The organism is Marinobacter azerbaijanicus (genome assembly GCF_030250645.1).
Lineage (GTDB): Bacteria > Pseudomonadota > Gammaproteobacteria > Pseudomonadales > Oleiphilaceae > Marinobacter > Marinobacter azerbaijanicus.
Genome location: NZ_JASSVS010000007.1, coordinates 43,683 through 61,943, shown reverse-complemented (window position 1 = coordinate 61,943; position 18,261 = coordinate 43,683). Strand labels below are relative to the sequence as shown.

Below are 18,261 nucleotides of genomic sequence, written 5' to 3'. Positions count from 1 at the left end.
CATGAGTGATTTTATACTGCCCGATATCGGCGAAGGTATCGTGGAGTGCGAACTGGTCAAGTGGCTGGTCAGCGAAGGGGACATCATCGAAGAAGACCAGCCGGTCGCCGAGGTAATGACCGACAAGGCGCTGGTGGAAATTCCAGCACCCTACAAGGGCCGGGTGACCCGCCTCTATCATAAGGAAGGCGACATCGCGAAGGTTCACGCTCCGCTGTTCGAACTGGTAGAGGAAGGTGGCGACGCCGAACCAGACGAGAAGCCGCAGGCTCAGCCCGCTGAAGCCGAGACTGACGCCAAGGAAGCAGCCCCTGTACAGGAAACCTCTGGCACCACCACAGCCAATGACGATGAGACCGAAGACTTTATCCTCCCCGATATCGGCGAAGGCATCGTTGAGTGTGAAGTGGTGGAATGGCGCGTCGCCGAGGGTGACGAGATCGAGGAAGACCAGCCAGTAGTCGATGTAATGACGGACAAGGCCATGGTGGAGATTACCGCGCCCAAGGCTGGTCGCGTCACGAAGCTTTACCACAAGCAGCAGGAGATGGCCCGGGTACACTCCCCGCTGTTTGCGTTTGTTCCCCGCGACCGGGACGAGCCCACCGAGGCAAAAGCTACATCAAAGCCGGCTTCGGAACCCTCTCCTGCCACCGCAAAACCGGTTGCAACCGGAAAGCGGCAGCGGATTCCCGCCAGTCCCGCCGTGCGCCGCCTGGTGCGGGAGCACAACCTGAACCTGGCGGATATCGCCGGTTCCGGCAAGGACGGCCGTGTACTGAAGGCCGATGTGCTCGCTCACCTCGACAAGCCGACTGTGTCAGCCCAAAGCCAGGAGCGCGCTGACGAATCGCCGCAGGCAAGTCAGGGCAGCGGACGCAGAATGCCGGAGCGTGAGCAGGAAGTAAGGGTTGAGCCGATCAGGGGTATGAAAGCCGCAATGGCCCGCAGCATGGTCACGTCAGCCACCACGATACCTCACTTCAATTACAGCGAAGATATTGACGTCACTGAGCTTCTGCGTCTGCGTGAGCAGCTCAAGCCAGAGGCGGAGGCACGGGGCTCACGGCTGACACTGATGCCATTCATCATGAAGGCCATGGCCCTGGCGGTTCAGGAATTTCCGATACTCAACAGCCGCATCAACGACGATGTCACGGAGATTCATTACCAGCCCAACTGCAATATCGGCATGGCCGTGGACGGCAAAGCGGGGCTGATGGTTCCCAACGTCAAGGGCGTTGAGAACCTGACCCTGCTGGGCATTGCCGACGAAGTGGCGCGCCTCACCGAGGCAGCCCGCTCCGGCCGGGTAAGCCAGGAGGATCTCAAGGGCGGCACCATCACCATCTCCAACATTGGCGCACTGGGTGGCACCTATGCCGCACCCATTATCAATGCACCGGAAGTGGCGATTGTGGCCCTCGGCCGCACCCAGAAACTGCCGCGCTTTGACGCCAATGGGCAGGTTGTGGAGCGGGCCATCATGACCATAAGCTGGGCGGGAGATCATCGCATCATCGATGGCGGTACCATTGCGCGTTTCTGCAATCGCTGGAAAGGCTATCTGGAATCGCCACAATCGATGCTGCTGCATCTGGGCTGACGGGGCATCATGGCGGAGAAGACACAGCTCCAGCAGTTCTACATTCCTGAAGAGCAGTCAATCTACCTGCTCAGCCATGATGATGCCAAGAAGCTCAAGGACTGGGTGGCGCTCTGCGCCGCCCAGCTCCGCCAACTGGGTTACCTGGATATCGAACTGATCGGCAAGGGCGCCTACGGATTTGTGTTCGCAGGCCGTCTTCCAAACCCCGACAACACCGGCCCCGAGCACGTCTTCAAGTTCACCCGCATCAACCTTCCACAACACCTGCAGGACCGGCTGGAAGACGAAGCCTACATCCTCGAGCAGGTCCGCCACCCCAGGGTACCGCGGCTGATCGCCTATCAGCGGGCGCACAACCAGCCCATCCTGGTGATGGAGCGGGCCGCCGGCCTCAACCTGGAAGAAGTCTCCCTGCGTGAGGGCCGCCTGAAGCCAAGAGTGGTGATGCGAATCGCCGACCAGCTTGCGGATATCCTGCGTAATCTGCGCCGCGAGAACGGCCCTGCCGGGCGCCCCATCGTGCACGGCGATATCAAACCCTCCAACCTGGTGTTCGACGCCAGCACCGAAAACATTGCCCTGATCGACTGGGGTTCGTCGGTGTTCGCGCAACTCGACGCCAACCAGCAGTTCATTACCAGCAATGTCATGGAACTGATGTCCGACAACCTTCAGCAGACCAACGCCAGACTGGGCGATGTGTACTTCATCGGCGAAGAACAGCTGAACGGCGGCCTGTCGTCTCCCCGCTTTGATGAACAGGGCGCGGCAGGCACTCTCTACGCGCTGGCATCAGGCCAGTCGTGCCGCTTCGGGCACCAGGCGATTCCGGCCACTTCCCTGGGCCTGCCCATGGAGTTCGCCCGAATGCTGGATGGCATGCTGGCACCGGACCCGGAAACCCGCCAAAAGGCCGGCGACTACTATCTGAGTGAAATGCCAAGAATGGCCCGCACGGTGATGATCGATCTGCCAGAGCCACCGGTGAACCCTCTGGTGCCGGTCTGGACACGAGCCTCGGACCACGAGATCGACACCGTTGTATACAGCTCACGAAAATCCTTCCTGAGGCAGGAGGGAGCGCCGGAGACCCTCAACGACGTCAACGACGTGCAGCTGGACCGTTACTACAAGAACTTCATGCAGGGCATGGGGGAAACGGAAAAAGCCTTCCTGGCCAGCGTCAGCCGGCTGGGACGCTACCCCGTCGAGGGTGGTCTGGCCGTGCGCTGGGAGACCGACGGCGTCTATATCGATACCTCCCTGAACCTGCATGATCCCAGCCTGAAGACCGCCTTCGTGAGGGCCGTCAACAACATGGTCTACCTGGCCCAGGCCATCTACCGCCAGGGCATCTTCAAGAGCTGCCTGTTCAACGCCCGCAACACCCTGCACATCGACCGCGACGAACCGGACCAGCCCTTCGTGCCGGACCCCGACATGCGATTGCGTTATGAGGTGAGCGCGGCGCCGGAGGTGGAAGACGAATCCCGGGTGCATTCCTACTTCGAAGACGGTCCCGACCCGGAAGAGTTCCTGGTACTGCCTCAGACCATCATCAATGCACTGGAGTCCCTCAATGACATCCACCACACCGGCATGATCATCTTCGAAGCCCTGCCCCGCCACCTCAAGATCCACAGCCACTACCGACTGCTGGACCCCGCGCGGGAAGGCGAATTCTCCCGCCTGCTGGACGAAATTCTCTCCTCGGTCGATCAGATCACCGGGCTGGGCGTTTCCGGCTTCATGAAAATGCCCTACAAGGACACCCGTTTCTTCCCCCACATCGAGCGTCTGCCAGAACGGTACTACCCCCGGAACCCCAGAGCCGAAGCCGATTCCGCCTGAACCCTTTAACTGTGCTAAACGGGCGCCAAGAGGACTGGACAGAACACCCCATCACACGTAAGATTGCGCACTCGAAATTGATGTCATCGCATTGATTCCGACAACCGCCCGTAGCTCAGCTGGATAGAGCGCTGCCCTCCGGAGGCAAGGGTCACTGAAAAAGTCCGGAACCGAAGGCAACGGTCAAACATGCCAATTTTGTTGAAAACCGCCCGTAGCTCAGCTGGATAGAGCGCCGCCCTCCGGAGGCGGAGGTCAGAGGTTCGAATCCTCTCGGGCGGGCCATTTCATCGGCATTTCAGCAAGTTAGATGCTCCAGCCTTTTGAAAGCCCCACACTCTCGCAAATTTCTTCCAGTCTAATTTCAAACTACGCGATGACCGCTGCCCAGCGTCTGAAATTGTGCCGTTTGGCACACGAATTCGAGCCTGTGTCCAAATTGTGTCCATGTGACCTGCCCCCAGTCTTTAATCCAACTGCTCCCTAGTAATGTCCGTTACTGACCCTGACCCCGTTTCAGTACCGCTCATTGTCAGAAAAATCCGGCTCTAATTGCGGTTCCAGATGACCTGAAACAGCGTGTTTTCGGGCGTAGTCAGAGGGTGTCGACCACCCCAATGCGGAGTGGGGTCTGACTTGATTATAGAACGTTCTCCAGGTCTCAATCTTCTGCTCGGCATCAGCCAGTGACAGGAACCAATTCTCGTTCAGGCATTCCTGGCGGAGTCTGCCGTTGAATGACTCCACCGTCGCATTGTCCGTGGGCTTGCCGGGCCGAGAGAAATCGATTTCTATCTGTCTCTCATAGGCCCACCGGTCCATGACCTTGCCGGCGAATTCGGAGCCGTTGTCCGCTTTCAGTATTTTCGGATTGCCCCGGAAACGTGCGATCCGCGTCAGTGCTTCTTTGACGTCTTCGCCTTTCAGGCTCTGTCCGACGATGATGCCAAGGCACTCCCTAGTGAACAGGTCAATGATGGTCAGCAACCGCAGCCGGCGGCCGTCAAACAGGGCATCCGATACAAAATCCATGCCCCAGATGTGATTGGGAAACTCGCCCTGAGACACTGGCTGCCGATTCTTCGCAGCCTTATTCCGCCTGGGCCGTTTCAGGCGCAGCGACAGGCCTTGTTCCCGGTACAGCCGGTACACGCGTTTGTGGTTGTCCTGCCATCCCTCACGCTGCAACAACACGTGAACACGACGGTAGCCATAGTGGATCCGCACCTGGGTGATCTCCCGGATCCGCATCGATAGCTGAGAGGCGTCACGAGCCACCGACTTGTAGTGATAGGAGGCTCTGGAGAGTCCCAAGACCGCACAAGCCTGCCGCTGACTGACTCCGAATCGCTTCTGGAGATCATCGACCAGCTGACGCTTGCGAGGCGGTCTCAGATCTTTTTTGACAGCACATCCTGAAGCATGGCCTTGTCCAGGCTCAGATCCGCCACCACCCGTTTCAGGCGCTGGTTTTCCTCCTCCAGTTGCTTCAAGCGTCTGAGTTCGGAAGGCCCTAGTCCGCCGAATTTCTTGCGCCAGGTGTAAAACGTGGCGTCAGAAATGCCCATTTTCCGGCACACTTCCGGGACCGGCGTCCCCAACTCCGCCTGCTTCAGGGCGAACGCTATCTGCTCTTCGGTGTAACGGGATCGCTTCATGGCATGATCTCCTGTTCAAGGGTCTATCATGCCGGATTTTCCAGTTTTAAACGGTTAAGAATTCTGGGTCAGGGTCACATGGTGTGTCCACACCTTTTGGCACATTTTTCTCAGCTTGAGAGTTGTGACCTTTGCACTGAAACCAAAAAATAATGACTTGGACACAGAAAACAGTCGAAAGCGATCGGTCTCTCACCGCCTCGAAGGTCACATGCAATCACCCAGACCTAACAGAGCCCTTGATTCCTATCAGTCTACCGCTCAATGTTTATGCTTTCGAAAGCCCGCTGAGAACCTCTCTGAAGCTGTTTAATCCAGCTTCCAGATTTTCAATTATCTCCTCAGCAAGATCATCTGGTTCCGGCAGGTTATCCAAGTCAGTCAGACTTTTGTCCTTCAACCAGAAAATATCCAGGCTGGCTCTATCCCGTGCGACCAACTCTTCATAATCATATTTGCGCCAGCGGCCGTCCGGATTGTTTTCCGGATGCCAGGTTTCCACTCTCTTTCTGGGATTCTGTGGGTTATAGCATTTGATAAAGTCAGCCATATCCTCATATCGCATGGGCTTTTTCTTGAGGGTGTGGTGGATGTTGGTGCGGTAGTCATAGAACCAGACTTCTTTCGTCCAGGCATCGGGACTAGCGGGCTGATTATCGAAAAACAGAATGTTCGCTTTCACGCCCTGAGCATAGAAGATCCCCGTGGGCAAACGCAGAATGGTATGCAGCGTGGTGTTATCCAGAAGTTTCCTGCGAATGGTTTCACCGGCACCGCCCTCAAACAGTACGTTATCGGGCACAACTACAGCCGCCTTGCCGGTGGTTTTAAGCATACTGCGGATGTGTTGAACAAAGTTGAGCTGCTTATTTGACGTGGTTGCCCAGAAGTCCTGACGGTTATAGGTCAGTTCATCGGTTTCCTGCTCGCCTTCCTCATTGGTAAAACTCATGGAGCTTTTCTTCCCGAAAGGCGGATTCGCTAGCACGTAATCCACATTGACGGGGCTTGCTGCGACGAGCGCATCGTTCGGGGAAACCAGACTATCGCCGTCGATCTCTCCGATGTTGTGCAGAAACATGTTCATCAGGCACAAACGACGGGTATTTGCGACGATTTCATTACCCAAAAACGTATTGTGTTTTAAAAACTGCTTTTGATCTTTATCGAGCTGGAAGTTTTCCGGGTTGGTGAGAAAGTCATAGGCCGCCAAGAAAAAGCCTCCGGTGCCACAGGAAGGGTCAGCAATGGTTTTACCCGGCTCCGGTCGCAAACACTCAACCATGGCGCGAATCAGTGGCCGTGGCGTGAAATACTGGCCCGCACCGGATTTCGTGTCTTCCGCATTGCGCTCCAACAGCCCCTCGTAGATATCCCCTTTTATATCGGACCCCATCATCACCCATTGGGTGCTATCGATCATATCAATCAGCCGGTAAAGCTTGGCCGGGTCCTGAATCTTGTTTTGAGCCTTGGTGAAAATCTGCCCCAGCATACCGCTATGCTTCCCCAGCTCTCGTAGCAGCTCAATATAGAGAACCTCCAGCTCTGCCCCCTTCTTACTGGTAAGAACCTGCCAGCTGTATTTCTGCGGAATGCCGACATCACGGTTATAGGGCGGTTTACCGTACTCGTCCGCCATTTTCAGGAAGATGAGATAGGTCAGCTGTTCCAGATAGTCGCCGTAACCCACACCGTCGTCGCGCAGTGTGGTACAGAAGCTCCAGACACGGGAAACGATAGACGAGGTATTCATTAATGATGTTCCTTGGCGGCAGGCACGTGCCTGCCTGATTCAGTGAGTCGGTATGCCGGATTCTTACTTAGGCCCTGCTTGAACCCTACTTGGATTATTTACGTGTTCGCTGACTCTATTGGCAACGTGAGTGATCAACCGCCGGATCATTGCTATACAACTATCGGCACACCGATCTGATTAGCAATTGGGGTATATAAATCAACATCACTTTCCGGTGCCCTGATAGACACCACCAGTGAGTACTTCACTGCTTGATTGTAGCGGCCCAATGCGGGCCTGGTTTTCCACCAGCCAAGGGCAGGATAAACCGCAATCACACCTCTGCTAGCCAACTCAGCGGCGCTGCCTTTCCATGTATCAGAATGAAGTGAACCTCTATGGCGATTGCTCTTGCCAAGCAACCAGGCAGAATCGCTTTGGCCCGAGCTCGAATATTCTTCGGCTTCCCTTGCGGCGACATTGATCCGGGCCCTGAAATCATCGTCGCTCTCCAGCGGACGCTTCACATCAAAGCGCAGGCCGTGGGATTCATACCGGTAACGAGAGGTTACGCCACGTGCGGAGGGGTTGGGCTCGATGAAATACGAAAGGGTCACTCTCATTTCAACTTCTGTTTCGCCCAAAGCCTCAAGCTCCGCAAGTGGCCACGGTAGACGATGCAAATTCATGTCCCTGAGTTGCGGGTCGCTCCCTTTTTTCCGCTTGAACGGATGAAGTGTCTCCTCGGAAACCATCGTTAACGAATTATCGATACTCCACAACGCTCTGGCCAAATCAGGTTCGCCAAACCCACAATGTCTCACCAGGCTGGCCACCTGTGTTTTGGTCGGTTTACCACGAACTGGCAGAAACATTCGTTTCATGCCACCTGTCCATTCGGCAGAATGCACAATCAGACCGCGAATCGTCTCGGGGCGAAGCTCCGGATATTCAGCCATTAACTGCGCCGCCATCCTGGCCGCCAAAGCTGATGCGGCGCTTGTTGCATTGGTTGTGGTAAAAATCCGTTCATTGACCTGAGCGTTCGTGGTCAGCAAACTCAGGCTTGGCATCCATGCCGCACCAAGCCCATCCTTTGCGGCATTTCCACCTTCAAAAACGACGTCGGGCTTCAGTGGCCAGTGCGGCTGCCAGGATTGAGACGTGGTGCTAAACGGACTGAGGGCGCCCAACTCAGCAATCGGCTCGTAGTCGCTGGCATCCCCCTCGGTAATGTTAACAAGGTGGGTCATAGCGCCAACAGTGAGCACATTCCATGCTTGTGCCGGATCATGAATCGCATCGGTTGAATTACTATTTGGGTATTCCATCCAGGCGTTTGGATCCTGAATGTTTCCGGCAGAGACAACGAACAACCTTGGTGTCTCGCCTTGCTCATCGGCATCGCAGGCCAGCCGATCTAGCGTCGCAGACCAGGCCGACGGGCGACCACGATCCCGGTTATCTTCAGCGGTAATGGCCATACTAAAAACACGTTTACGCCTCGCTGCGCTGATAGTCGGGCGCGCAACTGCTTCTGCTGTTAGATAGCCATGATGCTCCGGGTCACCGCCATTGGCTCCGTCTACCGGAATCAACTTCACAGACTCGAGCCTGTGTTTGACAACAAGAGATTGATTACTCTCCAAGGCATCCGTGAGATTACCCATCAAGGCAATTCCGGCCATGCCTGTCCCGTGCCCATCGTGATCGTTTAAGCCCCAGCCGGGTTCTACACTGTGCGTGTCAGCGTTTGATAATGCCCTGGCAAGCAGCGGGTGACCATTGTTCACTCCGGTATCAAACAGACAAATGTGAGGAGCCTCCGTATCCTCACCCGGCAAAGTTAACCTCTCATTCAACTCGCTCGCCCACTCCACTTGTTCAGGTGGCGGCAATGAATCAAAAAAGTCGGCGGTTTCCTTGGCCCGTCTCAACTCGGCGATCATATTGAGGGTCATAATCGAGCGTTTCATTTGTTCCACTGAACCAAAGACCAGCAAAACAGTTCTCTCGGGGAAATAGAGTTCTCCCGAGGCAACTTTAAAGCGCAACCCAGCAGCCATTTCCCGGAACTGACTGATTACGGCCTGACGATTTTTACGCACGGGAAGCCAGACTTCCCACCAGAGATAATCTTCATCAGATGTCGGCATGGCCTCAGGCGTATCGGTCCATAACGCCTGCAAAGTAGCTGCTCGGATCTCCGCAATTGTATTGAGCAAATTACTGCTTTTTGGTCCATTTTTTGTGTCTTTTGATTCATCCAGATAATCAGCAACAAGCTTTTCAAAGACTTCCAGCTTACCCTCCGGCACGAAAACAGTGGCGAACACCCTATCTTCTTCATATCTGACATTTCGTAATTCAATGCCTGACCTTTCACGCGCCAAAGACTCAAAAGCCAGCTCAACATCAGGAAAACCTTCGAACTCGATCTGTAAACCGACACCTTCCTCTATACCAGCACGGTGTTGTTGTTCAACGGCATCTGCGATGGTTGGGTGAAGACTCTGAAGTTTACCCAGCAAGACATTGCCATGAGCCTGACGGTCACGACTCGGTACGGGTACTCCGCCTCCTCCCTGACCAGGAGAAGTAAAGCTTTCTGACTTACCATTATTCTGCAAAATGAAATGTGGGCGGTTATTCCCCTCGTTTACCGGCATGCAACATCCTTATTTTTAAAAGCTTTCACCACCCAGCCTATTCGATAGGCTCCTACGTTCTTCAAGAGACAGGCAAACATCTTTTTCAGAAATCTGGTTTTTACGGTCAATCAGCGCGGTCTTCAACACTTCATCCGCCGCCCTGGTGAGCTCCGCATAACTCAAGCCAACAGCCTTTGATGCCAGCCTTTTCCAGGAGATGCTTTTCACGGCCTTAGGCTGTAGCCGGGCCTTTAAAACACTGGAGATATGCTTCTCATCGGGCAGCTCATAGTGCAACAAATCATCAAACCGGCGAAAAAGCGCGTTATCCAGAATTTCAGGATGGTTTGTGGCGCCAAGAATCAGGCTTTGGGATTGATCCTGCTCGATCATCTGAAGAAAGCTGTTCAGAATTCGCCGGACTTCGCCCACATCATTGGTCAGCCCACGCTGTGAGCCGATGGCATCAAACTCATCGAAGAAGTAAACACCTCGCGCCTGCTGGGTTGCCTCGAAAATCTGCCGAAGCTTTGCTGCGGTTTCACCCATAAACTTAGTCATCAACCCATCCAGGCGCACCTCAAACAACGGCAGGCCTAACTCGCCGGCCAGCACTGATGCTGTCATGGTTTTACCCGTTCCTGGGGGGCCAACCAGAAGTAATTTACGCCTTGGTTGTAGACCGTGAGACAGAATTTCAGCCGCATGACGCTGTTCCCGAATAATGCGCTCAAGCTGTTGCTCCAGATCATCCGCCAACACCATGTCTACCAGACGATTTTTCGGATAGCTGACCGTTAACAGATTGGCCAACTCACCGCGCGGCTTGCCTATGGGCACGGCTTGGCCGTCCGAGGACGTAACCCGGCGGGCCTTAGCCTGATCGATCAGGGCGCGAAGTTCCTCGGCGAGCTTTCCGTGGCCCATCTTGGCCTCGCGGGCCGCCACCTGCATCGCAATGGAATAGAAGCGGGTGTCGTCACCCTCCAGATGGGATCGGAGTAACGCTTTGACTTGATCTGCACTGGCCATTAGATAGCACCTCTTATCGGAGCACTATTGTACGCATCAGGCCAAGGAGGCTGAAACATAAACATCAGGTCGTCTCCCGAGGACTGGAACCATGGCGGTGCGCCGAAGCTCTACTCGTCTTTTTTCCCTTTTGTGTCTCTGCCCTGATTCGATCCAGTAGTTCGCTGGCCGGTTCGTCGTTGAGATCTTGTGGGAACAGTTGGCCGGAGAAGGCTTTTTTCAAAACGGATTGGCGGATTAATTCAACACGACGCAGCTCTGTTTCAATGATCGAAGAGACGTTCTCTTCGATGGAAAGCAGTTCTCTTAGCTTATTTACAATTTCATATTGCTCTTCAAGCGAAGGCAGGCTGATCTCGACTGAGCGAATATTGTCCAAGTTCAAACCCGGCTTTCCAGCTCCATAAGCAAACTTCGATAACTGCTTTCTGCCAGCTGCCTCTGCCACCAAAAACCAGTAAAGGAATTCTGAATTAATATCTTCTGTAGGCCTACAAAGAGCCACATGCTGGCTTACGTATGCAGTGCCGACGTCGGCAGAAACCCATCCTGTTTTGGTTACATTGGCACCTGTAATGGTGACAAGAACATCACCAACCTGCACTTGAGTTCTCCGCCCTTCAGCCTTCTTAGGCAAAGCAACAAAGGTTTTCTCATCTAAATCTAGCCTGTCATGCTTCAAGTTCTGAGCACGTATAAACGTATCGCCACAGTCCGAGTAGAACTTTGCCCAGCCACGAGATCCTGACGTCAGCAATACGAGCAGATTTCCCAGCTTTTCTAGCCGCCATGACACAGTAGCGTTTTTTTCTCGCCACCGAGCAGTAATCTTGCCTTCAACAGCATGTTTGAGCACAGACTGGCGGTAGACCTTGAGTTGTTCGCGTGCTGCTTTCAGCGCGGCGATTCCCTTGTCCAATTCAGAGTAGATTTCTTCGATTTTCGAAACAATGCGTTTTTGCTGATTTATAGAAGGAACGGGAATCCGGTATCCTGCGAGGTAAGCGGTAGGAACACGCTTTTGCCCAACAGCTCCACTCATATTGTGCTCAGCATCAAACCTGACTTGCTGGGAAGAGACATAGTAATAAAGAAATTTCGGATCGAGATTCGTCCCAGGCCTTAATACATGAAACTCTGTAGAGCCAAAGCCAACACTATTTTTCAGCGTTGGCACGACAGCCATTTTTCCGTTTTCCATGCAAGGTGTAATCTTTGCGAAGAGCACATCACCTTCAAGAAAACCCGTGTAGCCTTTCTTAACTTCTCCGAAACAGCGGACTCCCGATACGTCGATATAGCCAGTTTCTGCCTCAACGGCAGGCATCGGGATAAAAGTTATCTCAAGATCATCAGCGATACTTCGCTTATCAAATTTTGGGTTAACTTCAGCCACTTCAGAGATTGGCAATAGCTCCCAATTTGGCGGCAGCTCTGAATCTGAAAAAAAAGTCACGCCACCAACTCCCGATTCAACTCACCCATCACCCAGTCCATTCGCTCACCAAACAACTGATACATGCGTCCCAACCCACCCTGAGCATCAAACGGTGCCATATCCAGATCGTCCCGCTCCACGTGGAATGAGCTGGCAACGTGGTCACGGATCAGGTGCAGCCAGGCCATTTGCTGTTCGTTGAATTTGTCGCTACCACCGGCGTGGTATTTCATGATCCAGTCCTGAAAGTTCTTTCTGACGGTGCTGCCGAAGGTTCGGATTTCCGGGTCAATGCCGCATACGCGGCGTATTAGTGCCACCAAGGCGGTGAGCTCACTCAATGGGTTCTCACCTTTGTAATTGTCCAGGTAGGCATAAGCTTGCCAGACGCGCAGTGGCGCCAGCTTTGGCCGGTCCTGCCTGAGCTGCTCCAGCAGGGCTTTGATTTGCGGGTAAGTCACTTCGCTGCGCCTGGCAGGGGTATGAAAGTATATGCTCAAAGCGTCAATGTTGTCTGCCCGCTCCTGCAGGTAGTCGGCAAACTCCTGCGTCAACGCTTTGGCATTCTCGGTGGTTTCTCCGGCCCATTCGGCGGTGATGACGGTATCCAGATCGTCGTGGACAATGGTTTGTTCTTTGTCTCGGCGAATGCTGTCTATCAGATCAATTAACTCGCCGTTGAACACGTTCGCTGCCTGGTTTACCAGTTCTTTTTGAGCCTGATCGCGAGCGCTGTCGCCAGGGTCCGTTCCCTCTGGCTGGCCCGCGACTTCAAGGGCTTTTTGTTCCACACGATCGCCATCAATGGCATTCAACAGTTCACCCACAATCGTCAACAGGGGTATACCGCCCGCTTTCCCGGCAATGCGGGCGCGCTCTTTGTCATCCAGCTGTTTGTCCAGCCGTGCCAGGCGTCCGGCCAGAGAGGATACGGTATCGGAGTCGCAGGCGCCCATCATTACGCCCATGGCTAGGTCTTTCATGGGCACGCTGGGTTTAGTAATCAGTGGTTGGCTGGCTGTTTTCAGAGATTTGGTCACGCCGATGGCGTCCACAATCACGTAGTGGGTTTTGGCGCTTTGCGCGGATGGCGTGACTTTTTTCAGACTGTCTTTATCCAGGGTACGAGTGCCCCGGCCTTTCATCTGCTCGAAGTAGTTCTTGCTCTTCACATCCCGCATGAACAGCAGGCATTCCAGAGCTTTTACATCCGTGCCAGTGGCGATCATATCCACTGTCACGGCGATGCGCGGGTAATAGTCATTACGGAACTGGGCGAGTACGGATTTAGGGTCTTCACCTTTTTCGATCACTTCGCCGTCGGCATCCAGTTTGTCGTTGCCTACCCGGTAGGTGACCTTTCTGCAGAACTGATTGCTCTCACCAAATTCCTCTCGCACCGTCTGGATAATGTCGTCGGCGTGGCTGTCGGTTTTGGCGAAAATCAGCGTTTTCGGGACTTCTTGGCGACCGGGAAAAATGCTGGGCAAGGCATCCCTGAAGGCACGAAGCACCGTGCGGATCTGGTCGGGATTAACAATGTTCCGGTCCAGTTGCTTGGCGGAGTAGGTTTCGTCTTCGTCCTGGGTTTCCCAGCGCCGGCGACGGGTGTTGCGTTCGCGCCTTTCGACCTGCTGTTTGGCAGTGATCTCGCCGCCTTGCCGGGTTTTCTCGGTTTCAATCACATAAACTTCGTTGCCAACGTTAACGCCATCCGCCACGGCTTTTTCGTGGTCGTATTCGCTGACTACGTTTTTGCGGAAGAAGCCGAAGGTACGATTATCAGGTGTGGCGGTCAGCCCCACCAGATAGGCGTCAAAATATTCCAACACCTGGCGCCACAGGTTGTAGATGGAGCGGTGGCATTCATCAATGATGATAACGTCGAAGAACTCAGGCGGGATCTTGGCGTTATAGACCACCGGCAAGGGTTCCCTAGGCCGCGTGAATTGCTCTGCCGGGTTCTGCTCTTCCAGTGATTCGTCCAGCGGTTCGCCCCTGAGGAGGGAGTACATACGCTGAATGGTACTGATACACACCTGGGCATCTTTGGCAATGAACTGATTTTTCAGGCGCTGGACGGTGTAGAGCTCGGTGAACTTTCGGTTATCGTCGTTGGGCAGAAAGCTCATGAATTCCTGTTCGGCCTGTTCGCCCAGGTTTTTGGTGTCTACTAGGAACAGGATTCGGTTGGCACTAACCGGCTCTCTCAATAAACGGTAGCTGGAAGTAATAGCGGTAAACGTCTTCCCGGAGCCCGTGGCCATTTGCACCAGGGCACGAGGCTTATCCTGCTTCAATGACTCTTCCAGGTTGGTAATGGCGGTAATCTGGCAGTCCCGCAGGCCGGCTGTTTTCAGCGGCGGAAAATCCTGTAAGCGGGCGCGAAGGCTTTTTGGCTCCTGTACCCATTTTGCCAATGTTTCGGGCCGATGAAAGTTGAACACTTCGCGGGAGCGGGGGTGCGGGTCTTTGCCATCAGTGAAACGGATAATCACGCCCGTGCTTTCATACACAAAGCGCAGAGCCTGGCTTTTGTTGACCCACTTCAGTGTGGCGTTGGCGTAGCCCTGGGACTGGTCTTCAACGATGGTGATTTTTTCGCCCCAAGCCTCCGGCTTGGCTTCGATTACACCAACCGCTTGTTTATCCACGAAGAGAACATAGTCGGCCGGACCAACATCAGTTTGGTACTCGCGCACAGCCACACCAAGTGAGGCAGAAAAATCGATCTTTTTCTTGTCCTGCACAGCCCAGCCAGCCTTTACGAGGAGCTGATCTATCTCGTCTTGGGCTTTTTGTTCCGGGTTTTGATTGACCATGCGTACTTCCTTATTTACTTACCCGTGCCGCGCAAGATGATTATGAGCATGGCCCGCGTGCTACCCCAGCTGCACTTATACGAGCGACGCATCTGCCTTTTTTTAACCAAATTGCGGCGGGTGGAGTCGCTGAAAACAGAGCGTCACTCCTCAATGAAATAATCGATATCAACCTGCTTAACCTCATAGACGTCCTTCACATTGACGCCCAGATTATTCTCAATCATCAACTGAGCCAGTTCCCGGCCATCGATCAGGACGACTTTCATGTCGAGGCCAGCCGCGGCTTCTCGGGCTCCCGCGGAAAAATCAGACGTAGTCAGAAACACACCTTTGCGTGCACGCTGCCTAGTCAAAGCACCGATAAATTTGTCGATTTCGGGGCGATGTACCGTGTTGGCCCAGCGCTTGGCTTGAAGGTAGATGGTATCCAAGCCAAGTTTGTCTTCCTTTATGATGCCGTCAATTCCATCGTCGTTGGTCGTTTGAGTTGCCTGACCCGCCTCTTTCCTGGAGCCGCCATAGCCCATTGAGATCATCAGGTCGACAACCAGTTTTTCAAAAAACGATGGTGATGCTTTGCGGATGCTATCAAGAACCTCGTCGGCGAGATTTTCCTTCAAAGACTGGTAAGCCGATGCAAGCTGCTCGTCGGGCGTGGCCTCTTCAATAGTGTCGTCCACCTGCTTAAAGGCATCAGTGACAGGTTTCGGTTTCTGGGTATGGAAATCATGGAACTCGGGGAACTGTTTTAACCATGCAACACTGATGCGATCGGGTCCATTGCATAACGCATCCTGGCCGCGTTCGGTGATCTGCACCATGCCTCTTTCCGGAATTGTAAGAAGCCCAGCTTTATTGAGGTATGTCCTTGCCCAACCCACCCGGTTGTTGATTACCGTCTGATTGCCGGATGGCAGACGCTCTTTCCGCTCTTCCTCTGACAGCTCAAAAGCTTCTTTCACGGCCTCGCGCACATCGGCCAACGACCGGGGATGTCCGTCGCTGACTGTTTGAAGGACCGGACGCATGACTGATTGGAAATCAGGTATTGCCATTGCCTGCACTACTCCCTGCCAGAACTTTGCTTACTGCTTATCCACAAACTCAAACAAATCACCAACGTCGCAGCCCAGATAACGGCACAGAGCTTCGATCGTTTCGAGCTCTACGCGACTCGCCGTCTCGTGATAAAGCCGGGTAATCGTGCCCCGGTTAACCCCAGTCTCTCTCGCCACATCAACAATCTTGAGCTTCTTCTCACCCATCAGTTTGGACAGATGGCACTTAATCATTTGGCCCACCAAAGAACAAATTAACCCGCAGGAGATCAAAAAGACTTGCAAAAGGTCTTTATGAGTGCATAATGATCTACAGGAGGACATTTTGAGGCGCTAGTCATGCGGTATGTCCTCCAGCACTAAACGATAGCAGAGGTGAAAAGTTATGTCACAGGAGTATCTGACTACCGAAGAACTGTCCCAGCGAATCAAATATGACGCTCGCACGATCCGCGAGCGTTTGAAGGATAGCGTGCTGCTAGAGGGCATTCACTACATCCGTCCTTTCGGTGGGCGAAAAATTCTCTATATCTGGGAGCGGGTGGAAAAAGACATGTACGACCAAGCCAGTAATGCTGCTTTTGCCGTGCCAATGGCTCGGGGAGGGGTCTGCCGTGGGTAAGATCGTTACGAGGCGGGAAACCGGCAAGCTTTGCTTCGACTTCCGATTCCAGGGAAAACGCTGTAGGGAACAGACTGCCTTGCCAGACACCCCAAAGAATCGGAAACAGCTCGAACAGATCCTTACGAGGATTGAGGCTGAAATCACTCTCGGGTCATTCGAGTACGGAAACTACTTTCCGAACAGTCCCAACATAGTAAAGTTTGCGACTGCCTCCCGCGATGCCGCTGTGGGATATCAAGAAACTCAGCTGTTCCAGGATTTCGCCGGTGATTGGCTGAACGAGATGAAAATCCAGTGGCGCCAGTCACACATCGAGACAGTGGAGGGAACATTGAAAAACTACCTCAACCCCCATTTCGGGGAAAAAGAGGTTGGCCGCATCACCAAGAAAGACATTCTCGAATTCCGGGCCTCACTCGCCAAAGTTACAACCCGGAGCGGAAGCAGTCTTTCAGCCAGTCGTATCAACCGAATCATGACGCCATTGCGCATGATCCTTAGCGAAGCAGCCAACCGCTTTGAGTTTAGCTCACCCTATCACGGGATTAAATCACTGAAGGTCCCGCGAACGGATGTCGAGCCATTCAGTATTGATGAGGTCAAACAGATTATCGATACGGTTCGTCCGGACTTCAGGAACTACTACATCGTTCGTTTCTTCACGGGGATGCGCACGGGTGAGATCGATGGGCTGCAATGGGAGCACGTGGATTTCAAGCGTCGCCAGATTCTGGTTCGTCAGGCATTGGTCCAGGGGCGACTGGAATACACCAAAAACGATGGCTCCTTCCGAACCATTGAGATGTCCCAGCTGGTTGTGGATGCGCTGAACGAGCAGAAGACAGCGACGGGAAACATGGACTTTGTCTTTTCCAGCCGGACCGGCGGTCCACTTTCCCACAACAATGTGACCAAGCGGGTCTGGTATCCCCTGCTCCGGCACCTGGGGTTACGCAAACGACGCCCTTATCAAACACGGCACACGGCAGCCACGTTGTGGTTGGCAGCGGGGGAAAACCCGGAGTGGATCGCGCGGCAGATGGGACATACCACAACGGAAATGCTGTTTCGGGTCTACAGCCGTTATGTACCCAATCTTACTCGCCGTGATGGTTCGGCATTCGAGCGTTTACTGCTCACAGAGTTCGACGCCAAAACACCTACCCGGGATAAGGAGGCCTACGATGAGGTCTGACCTGATGTTGTTGGAAGCCGCACCGCTCACTCGCCTGATCCCTTCGGAGCGGCGCACGATCCGTAATATGGCTAGCAGCCTTTGTGTGGCGATGGGCATTACACGGGAAGATCATCACCTGGTTGCCATTCTCGGCCTGGGTGGCGAGCGGTGCAATCAGGAAGCTATGGAAAGCTGGGTGTACCGCGAACTGGTGAAGCAGAATCTGGAGGCGGGTCAGGACACGCTGGCGCTCCTCATCCATCGTCTTGAACACCTGGAAATGCAATGGAGGTACAACTGATGCCTGACATGCCTTCGATCAAGCCGCGGCTGGCGTACTGGCGGGACCAGTTTACCGTGCTCAGTGTGCAGCGCCTAGAGGTATCCCGCACTGGTGAGAAAGTGTTCCGTCTCTTCCTCTTCTGCAAAGGACGCCAGATCCCGGTATTTCTGCGAGAGGCAAAAGTGCCCTGCAGCGGCGCACCCCTGCCGGGTGAGCGCATCGCCGCGCAGCTGAGGATTCTGAACTATCCTCAGCAACCACACATGATGGTCCAGTCAATGGAGCGAATCTAGCGTCCCTCATCACACTGAGCGCC

Annotated in this window: 14 protein-coding genes and 1 tRNA gene; 7 read left to right on the top strand and 8 right to left on the bottom strand. The window is 54.1% G+C overall.

Annotated elements, in window-relative coordinates; genetic code table 11:
• Window position 1 precedes the first annotated feature (1 nt).
• The 3 genes from QPM17_RS14455 to QPM17_RS14445 all read left to right on the top strand — a co-directional run bounded on the left by QPM17_RS14455 (window position 2) and on the right by QPM17_RS14445 (window position 3,745).
• The gene (locus QPM17_RS14455) at window positions 2-1,606 is read left to right on the top strand and encodes a dihydrolipoyllysine-residue acetyltransferase (RefSeq protein WP_285391523.1); all 1,605 of its coding nucleotides are present in this window, start codon (window positions 2-4) and stop codon (window positions 1,604-1,606) included.
• A gap of 9 nt (window positions 1,607-1,615) precedes the next feature.
• A complete protein-coding gene (locus tag QPM17_RS14450) occupies window positions 1,616-3,460 on the top strand; it encodes a protein kinase domain-containing protein (RefSeq protein WP_285391522.1) in 1,845 nt (614 codons plus the stop codon).
• 208 nt (window positions 3,461-3,668) lie between these two features.
• Window positions 3,669-3,745: transfer RNA gene (locus tag QPM17_RS14445), tRNA-Arg, on the top strand.
• Between the two features lie 231 nt (window positions 3,746-3,976).
• Here the strand turns inward: QPM17_RS14445 and QPM17_RS14440 are convergent.
• The 8 genes from QPM17_RS14440 to QPM17_RS14405 form a co-directional block, all read right to left on the bottom strand.
• Window positions 3,977-5,118, bottom strand: a protein-coding gene (locus QPM17_RS14440; RefSeq protein WP_285391521.1) for an IS3 family transposase whose coding sequence is annotated in 2 segments (ribosomal slippage) — window positions 3,977-4,857 and window positions 4,857-5,118 — 1,143 coding nt in all. Because the reading frame shifts where the segments join, the coding sequence is not laid out codon by codon here.
• A 268-nt stretch (window positions 5,119-5,386) separates the two neighbouring features.
• Window positions 5,387-6,874: a type I restriction-modification system subunit M gene (locus QPM17_RS14435; protein ID WP_285391519.1), complete on the bottom strand. Its 1,488-nt coding sequence runs from the start codon at window positions 6,872-6,874 to the stop codon at window positions 5,387-5,389.
• 152 nt (window positions 6,875-7,026) lie between these two features.
• Window positions 7,027-9,525: a S8 family peptidase gene (locus tag QPM17_RS14430; protein ID WP_285391518.1), complete on the bottom strand. Its 2,499-nt coding sequence runs from the start codon at window positions 9,523-9,525 to the stop codon at window positions 7,027-7,029.
• Window positions 9,526-9,540: 15 nt separating this feature from the next.
• Entirely contained in the window at window positions 9,541-10,539 is a 999-nt protein-coding gene (locus tag QPM17_RS14425; protein ID WP_285391517.1) for an AAA family ATPase, read from the bottom strand.
• A gap of 64 nt (window positions 10,540-10,603) precedes the next feature.
• Complete coding sequence (locus QPM17_RS14420; protein ID WP_285391516.1) at window positions 10,604-11,995, bottom strand: restriction endonuclease subunit S; 1,392 nt, start codon at window positions 11,993-11,995, stop codon at window positions 10,604-10,606.
• Complete coding sequence (locus QPM17_RS14415; RefSeq protein WP_285391515.1) at window positions 11,992-14,799, bottom strand: type I restriction endonuclease subunit R; 2,808 nt, start codon at window positions 14,797-14,799, stop codon at window positions 11,992-11,994. Before QPM17_RS14415 ends, QPM17_RS14420 begins: the two co-directional genes overlap by 4 nt.
• Before the next feature lie 143 nt (window positions 14,800-14,942).
• Window positions 14,943-15,857 carry a restriction endonuclease gene (locus QPM17_RS14410; protein WP_285391514.1) on the bottom strand — a complete coding sequence of 305 codons (915 nt, stop codon included), beginning with the start codon at window positions 15,855-15,857 and terminating at the stop codon, window positions 14,943-14,945.
• 30 nt (window positions 15,858-15,887) lie between these two features.
• Window positions 15,888-16,094: a helix-turn-helix domain-containing protein gene (locus QPM17_RS14405; RefSeq protein WP_285391513.1), complete on the bottom strand. Its 207-nt coding sequence runs from the start codon at window positions 16,092-16,094 to the stop codon at window positions 15,888-15,890.
• 151 nt (window positions 16,095-16,245) lie between these two features.
• Between QPM17_RS14405 and QPM17_RS14400 the strand changes: the two genes are divergently transcribed.
• From QPM17_RS14400 to QPM17_RS14385, 4 genes are read left to right on the top strand one after another with little or no spacing between them, the layout of a single operon-like run.
• Window positions 16,246-16,482, top strand: a complete 237-nt coding sequence (locus QPM17_RS14400; protein ID WP_064229037.1) for a hypothetical protein — start codon at window positions 16,246-16,248, stop codon at window positions 16,480-16,482.
• A complete protein-coding gene (locus tag QPM17_RS14395) occupies window positions 16,475-17,680 on the top strand; it encodes an Arm DNA-binding domain-containing protein (protein WP_285391512.1) in 1,206 nt (401 codons plus the stop codon). The genes QPM17_RS14400 and QPM17_RS14395 overlap by 8 nt, the downstream gene beginning before the upstream one ends.
• Window positions 17,670-17,963: a hypothetical protein gene (locus QPM17_RS14390; protein WP_285391511.1), complete on the top strand. Its 294-nt coding sequence runs from the start codon at window positions 17,670-17,672 to the stop codon at window positions 17,961-17,963. The genes QPM17_RS14395 and QPM17_RS14390 overlap by 11 nt, the downstream gene beginning before the upstream one ends.
• A complete protein-coding gene (locus QPM17_RS14385; RefSeq protein ID WP_285391510.1) occupies window positions 17,963-18,238 on the top strand; it encodes a hypothetical protein in 276 nt (91 codons plus the stop codon). Before QPM17_RS14390 ends, QPM17_RS14385 begins: the two co-directional genes overlap by 1 nt.
• The last annotated feature ends 23 nt before the right edge of the window (window positions 18,239-18,261 follow it).

What these genes read in the sequence shown, in the direction of transcription:
- QPM17_RS14455 (WP_285391523.1), top strand. Translation starts at nt 2, where the DNA reads ATGAGTGATTTTATACTGCCCGATATCGGCGAAGGTATCGTGGAGTGC.
- QPM17_RS14450 (WP_285391522.1), top strand. Translation starts at nt 1,616, where the DNA reads ATGGCGGAGAAGACACAGCTCCAGCAGTTCTACATTCCTGAAGAGCAG.
- QPM17_RS14435 (WP_285391519.1), bottom strand. Translation starts at nt 6,874, where the DNA reads ATGAATACCTCGTCTATCGTTTCCCGTGTCTGGAGCTTCTGTACCACA.
- QPM17_RS14430 (WP_285391518.1), bottom strand. Translation starts at nt 9,525, where the DNA reads ATGCCGGTAAACGAGGGGAATAACCGCCCACATTTCATTTTGCAGAAT.
- QPM17_RS14425 (WP_285391517.1), bottom strand. Translation starts at nt 10,539, where the DNA reads ATGGCCAGTGCAGATCAAGTCAAAGCGTTACTCCGATCCCATCTGGAG.
- QPM17_RS14415 (WP_285391515.1), bottom strand. Translation starts at nt 14,799, where the DNA reads ATGGTCAATCAAAACCCGGAACAAAAAGCCCAAGACGAGATAGATCAG.
- QPM17_RS14410 (WP_285391514.1), bottom strand. Translation starts at nt 15,857, where the DNA reads ATGGCAATACCTGATTTCCAATCAGTCATGCGTCCGGTCCTTCAAACA.
- QPM17_RS14405 (WP_285391513.1), bottom strand. Translation starts at nt 16,094, where the DNA reads ATGATTAAGTGCCATCTGTCCAAACTGATGGGTGAGAAGAAGCTCAAG.
- QPM17_RS14400 (WP_064229037.1), top strand. Translation starts at nt 16,246, where the DNA reads ATGTCACAGGAGTATCTGACTACCGAAGAACTGTCCCAGCGAATCAAA.
- QPM17_RS14390 (WP_285391511.1), top strand. Translation starts at nt 17,670, where the DNA reads ATGAGGTCTGACCTGATGTTGTTGGAAGCCGCACCGCTCACTCGCCTG.
- QPM17_RS14385 (WP_285391510.1), top strand. Translation starts at nt 17,963, where the DNA reads ATGCCTGACATGCCTTCGATCAAGCCGCGGCTGGCGTACTGGCGGGAC.